Below are 4,568 nucleotides of genomic sequence, written 5' to 3'. Positions count from 1 at the left end.
AGAAAGAATGAGAGAAGAGAGAGATAAAGTTATCCACAGATCATGGGGTTATGCACCCCATATCTTAAGCTTGACCTGTAACATAAGCCGCCCATTTATCCATATAAACACGGCGCTGTTCTAAATAATCAGTACGACGATAAGCACGCTCTACTTTACCCCCAACCGTATGACTTAGAATGGTTTCAGCGACCTCATAGGGGGCATCGGTTGTTTCAGCAAGCCAATTGCGTAAACTAGAACGAAATCCATGCGGGCAGGCAGCAAGTTTATTATGTCTCATATATTGAGCCATACATTTATCACTAAGGGGACCCCGACCGGTTGCAGAAAAAAAGAAGTCATTACGAGAAAGCGGACGCGCTTGTTTTAAGATTTCTAATGCCTCTGTTGATAAAGGAACGCGAAATTCTGTTGTAGCATCACGCCTTCCTTTCATATTCTCAGCAGGAATAGTCCATATATCCCCCTCAACTTGATCTTTATGAATATGACACAAAGGATTGGTACGAACGCCTGTAAGGATAAGCAAACGTAAAGCCAGTTGTGTTAGGGTTGATGCTTCACAAAGTGTTTTATAAAAAGCCGGAACCTCTCTCCAATCCATTGCTGGAAAGTTTTGTTTCTTATGACGTTGTTTTCCTAAGAGAGCGCGTGCTTTTTCTGTTGCTTGTAAATCAACATCCAATCCCAAGGCAGCCGCATGTTTGAGACAAATATTAAGACGATTCAATGCTTTCTCTGCTGTTCCAGCTTTTGTATGCCAAATAGGAGCGAGGGTATTGCGTATCTCTGTTTGCGTAATTTCTGAAACGGGCAGACAGCCTAATTTAGGGAGAATATGAAGGCGTAGAGGTAAAAACCAATGTCCATTTTTACCATCCCCTTTTAATTCAGCTTTACGACTTTCAAAAGCATCTAAAGCAATATCTTTTAAATAATGGAGATTGCTTATTGCTTCACGCTTTTGTTTATCGCGTTCTTTAATGGGGTCACGCCCTTCACGTAAAACAGAACGCCACCCATTTGCCAATTCACGGGCTTGTTTTAAAGAGACATCTCTTAAAGCCCCCAAGCCCATTTCGCGACGACGCCCGTGAATGGTATAACGATAAATCCATTGAGCACCTCCATCTTTACGCTTATGAAGAAGCAAGCCAGCACCATCATTATATTTGCCAGCCCCCAATGTTGCGACAGACCTTGCATTAAGACGATTCATAAGGACCATTTTTACTCCTTTCTTATACAAATTTGATCCACACACTCATCCCGTTTGTGATGTGCAAATGAGTGGTTTTGACTGATACAACATACACAGATTTGAAATGAGAGAATCCTACGTTATTCGAGACTCTCATTCAACATACAAAACAGTGAATTATCATTATAAATCAGTGTGTTAAACACGTGCAAAAACACCGCATGAACCCATGGATAAATTGGCAATTGAAATGCGTGCCAAACGCTTCTGTTTGACCATAGAAGAGGCTAAAAATCCACTTTCCAGTACCTATATTGGGCGGCTTTATTTGCAAGGCGAAATAAATCAAGACCAATATGATGCTGCGCAAAAATATCTTGAAGTGAAAAATGACTATTCGTGTGCAAAAGGTTTGCCAAGTGCTGTTTATGATAAAATGCCCTCATCTTCTGATGAGACAGCAAAAGAAAAATGGATTAAATTTGCAACAGAACAGTTTTCAAACATGCAAGAGGCTATCAAAGAAGCACAACACCTCTATAGACAGTATAATCTTTATGCCGCGATACAACATCTTGTTATAGAAAATCAAACATTACCACATCTTGTTAGTTCTTTGCGTATTGCTCTAAATGCTCTCCAGAAGTATTTTTATCCAAAAAATAAATGGTAAATGCTTTAACGTATAAACGATTTTTGGGAACGGAATATTTGCATCATTTGTTTGTAAAGCAGCATATTTAGGTAAAAAAATAAAAAAACACAATATATTGATTTTTTTGTTGACAATATGTGAAAAGTCGTATTTAATGATGACACGGCACTGGTTGAATTGTGTCCAAAATTCAAAAATATCCTCTAAAAATTTAGTAAAATGTGATCTTGAAACACGGCTAGAAAGCCCTGTTTTCTGGGGAATTCTGACTAATCTATTTTTCAAATAACAAAAATCAATAATTGACTAATGATGTCATTAATTATGACTCAAAAGGAGCAATGATGAAAGCTGTCATCACTAAGCCAATGTGTGTTCTTGGCGATAACAAAAGCACTGTTCGCTTTGAACCATCAACACCCAATAATCCATTTGTTGAAGTTTCCAATCAGGTTTACGCACGTCTCAAGCGCGCCAATGCTGCAAAACTTTTTGTTGAGATCAAGACAACAGCAAAAACAGACAAGGCAATTGAACAAATTAAGCAGATAGAACAAGAAGCCGTACAAACATCATCTGAACCAGTGACAGAGAAAACCTCACTCGAACAGCCAAAAGCATCTAAAGCTTCCAAGTCACCTACCCCCAAAAAGGCTTAGAAGTTGAAGTTAATCATCCATCAAAAATGGTATCTTCAACAGGTGAAGGATACCTTCACCAGTCTTCAAGCACCACGCCTTAATTGGGCTTTGCGTAATGCTCTAAACACCGCAGCAAAGCAAGTCGAGCGCTTTACGGAGAAGCAAGTTGCCGACCTCTCATCAGCCCAACCAAAGCGTGTTAAAAAAGGCGTTTATATTAAAGAAAAGGCGACAGCAAGGTTTCTTGAGACAGATATCATTGGTTCTGGAACACCAATACCTCTTAAATTTTTTCAAGCAGAAGAAACAAAACATGGTGTGACTTACACAGTGTTTGGGAAACAACAAATCTTGCCCCATGGTTTTATCAAGGGGGGAATTTTCCAAAGCGTGTTGAATTAAAAAAAATGAACGGTCATGTTTTTCAAAGAGTGGACAGCGATAAATTCCCCATTGCAAAACAAGAAGGACCATCAATTGCTAAAGTGATGTCCAAGCCAGAAATTGCAAATGCTATTGCACAATATGCCAATGAAAGACTAACCAAAAACATACAGAGACAACTTGCTCGTCAAGAATACGCTGCCAATAAGAAAGCTAAATAATGTTCTTAAGCTATGTTTGCTATACACTGAGATTTTCTTTCTTGACAAGATTCACGGAAAAAGTATATCGTCAAGTCAGGTGCCTCAAAAACACCTTATAACAACTAGCGGATTAGTTGCCGAAATAACTAATTTTCCGCAATTTAAAAGCTTTGACTCATTGTATGCTACACGCATATAATAGCTTTGTCGGGTGTGGTTATGCCATATAACACCCTTTCGGGGAAAGCATAACGACGGGCTAGTTGCCGTGTTTTTGAGCACCCGGCACTCTTCTTAGAGTGTCAATCAAAAACATCTAACAACTAGGAGTTCACATGAACACTCTCATAGAAATTAAAGAACAAATCATTGGACAAGAAACTGTTCAAACTGTTAACGCACGCGAGTTGCATACGTTTTTAGAAGTTAATATACGCTTCAACGATTGGATTTCACGACGGATTGAAGAATATTCTTTTCAAGAAAATCAGGACTTTGTGAGTTTTACTCAAAAAAGAGTAAAACCTAATACCTTTCAGGAAAATCAAGGCGTTGTGAGTTTTACTAAAAATTTAGTAAAACCTAAAGGCGGTCGTCCAAGTACAGAATATCACATCACTTTAGACATGGCGAAAGAGCTCTCAATGGTGGAACGTAACGAGAAAGGACGTCAAGCACGCCGTTACTTTATTGAATGTGAAAAGAAACTGAGAAACCAAGCTGTTGATTATGACCATGATACACGCTTTGATTTGCCAAGTTATTGGGAAGGTATGAACGCTGGTGAAAAAGTTTTGTATCTTCTGGGTCCAATTCATGTTCGTCTTCTTGATGCCTTCAGAGTAGATGAAGAAAACAGAAAATACAAAGCTCTCATTAAGGAAGCAAAACAGGTTCTAGCAAAATCTGTTACGAAAGCCGCTTAGATTTAAAATATGATCTCATCTTCCCTGCTTTCAGAGTGGGGAGGATATTAATTTAAAGAAGATTGCCAATTATGCCTCTCCTATTCCAGAAAAAATACAATAAAATCAATGCAAAAGGTACTTCCCAGCGGGTTGGCTTCGTTGCGGGGCGGACGAGCGCGAACTATCGCTAGCGACAGAATTTTCAAATCGACTGTACATTGTACACATAACATATTGATAAATAACGAATTTAATGTGTTAAGTATTTCCTTATCGTATTAAGTCTTGTTTTTCAGTTCGTGACGTAAAGCTCTCTTTATCCTAATACGCCGAAAACCCCATTCCTCAAGATGGGAAAAAAATCAAGGCAAGGAGCAACTATGAATAAGAAGCATCGTGATGGGATATCGGTTCGTGCGTTTGCAAAAAAGATGCGTGTTTCACCCAATGCGGTGGTTTCTCGGATAAAGACAGGTAAATTTGATGCAGCTCTTTTTGAAGATGGTTCTGTCAATGAAGCGCTTGCAACAGCTATCTGGAATGAGAATCCAACAAAGCGCCCTGCTTCACTTT

The 4,568-nt window shown here is 38.9% G+C and carries 4 protein-coding genes and 2 pseudogenes; 5 read left to right on the top strand and 1 reads right to left on the bottom strand.

Annotation, left to right across the window (positions count from 1 at the left end; genetic code table 11):
* Nucleotides 1–64: 64 nt before the first annotated feature.
* On the bottom strand, nt 65–1,231 hold the full coding sequence (locus PVV59_RS09310) for a site-specific integrase (RefSeq protein WP_273755816.1): 1,167 nt from the start codon (nt 1,229–1,231) through the stop codon (nt 65–67).
* Between the two features lie 202 nt (nt 1,232–1,433).
* On the opposite strand from PVV59_RS09310, the gene PVV59_RS09305 reads away from it, so the two are divergent.
* The 5 genes and pseudogenes from PVV59_RS09305 to PVV59_RS09285 form a co-directional block, all read left to right on the top strand.
* A complete protein-coding gene (locus PVV59_RS09305; RefSeq protein WP_273755815.1) occupies nt 1,434–1,877 on the top strand; it encodes a hypothetical protein in 444 nt (147 codons plus the stop codon).
* 326 nt (nt 1,878–2,203) lie between these two features.
* Nucleotides 2,204–2,518: a hypothetical protein gene (locus tag PVV59_RS09300; RefSeq protein ID WP_273755817.1), complete on the top strand. Its 315-nt coding sequence runs from the start codon at nt 2,204–2,206 to the stop codon at nt 2,516–2,518.
* Nucleotides 2,519–2,521: 3 nt separating this feature from the next.
* Nucleotides 2,522–3,105: pseudogene (locus tag PVV59_RS09295) on the top strand (hypothetical protein).
* Nucleotides 3,106–3,422: 317 nt separating this feature from the next.
* Nucleotides 3,423–4,013, top strand: a complete 591-nt coding sequence (locus PVV59_RS09290) for an antA/AntB antirepressor family protein (RefSeq protein ID WP_273755814.1) — start codon at nt 3,423–3,425, stop codon at nt 4,011–4,013.
* Nucleotides 4,014–4,375: 362 nt separating this feature from the next.
* A pseudogene (locus PVV59_RS09285) lies at nt 4,376–4,568 on the top strand (hypothetical protein); the annotation flags it as partial.

This window comes from Bartonella sp. MM73XJBT.G (assembly GCF_028618435.1).
Lineage (GTDB): Bacteria > Pseudomonadota > Alphaproteobacteria > Rhizobiales > Rhizobiaceae > Bartonella.
Note: the sequence above shows the minus strand (reverse complement) of the source record. Positions and strands in the feature narration are given on the sequence as shown.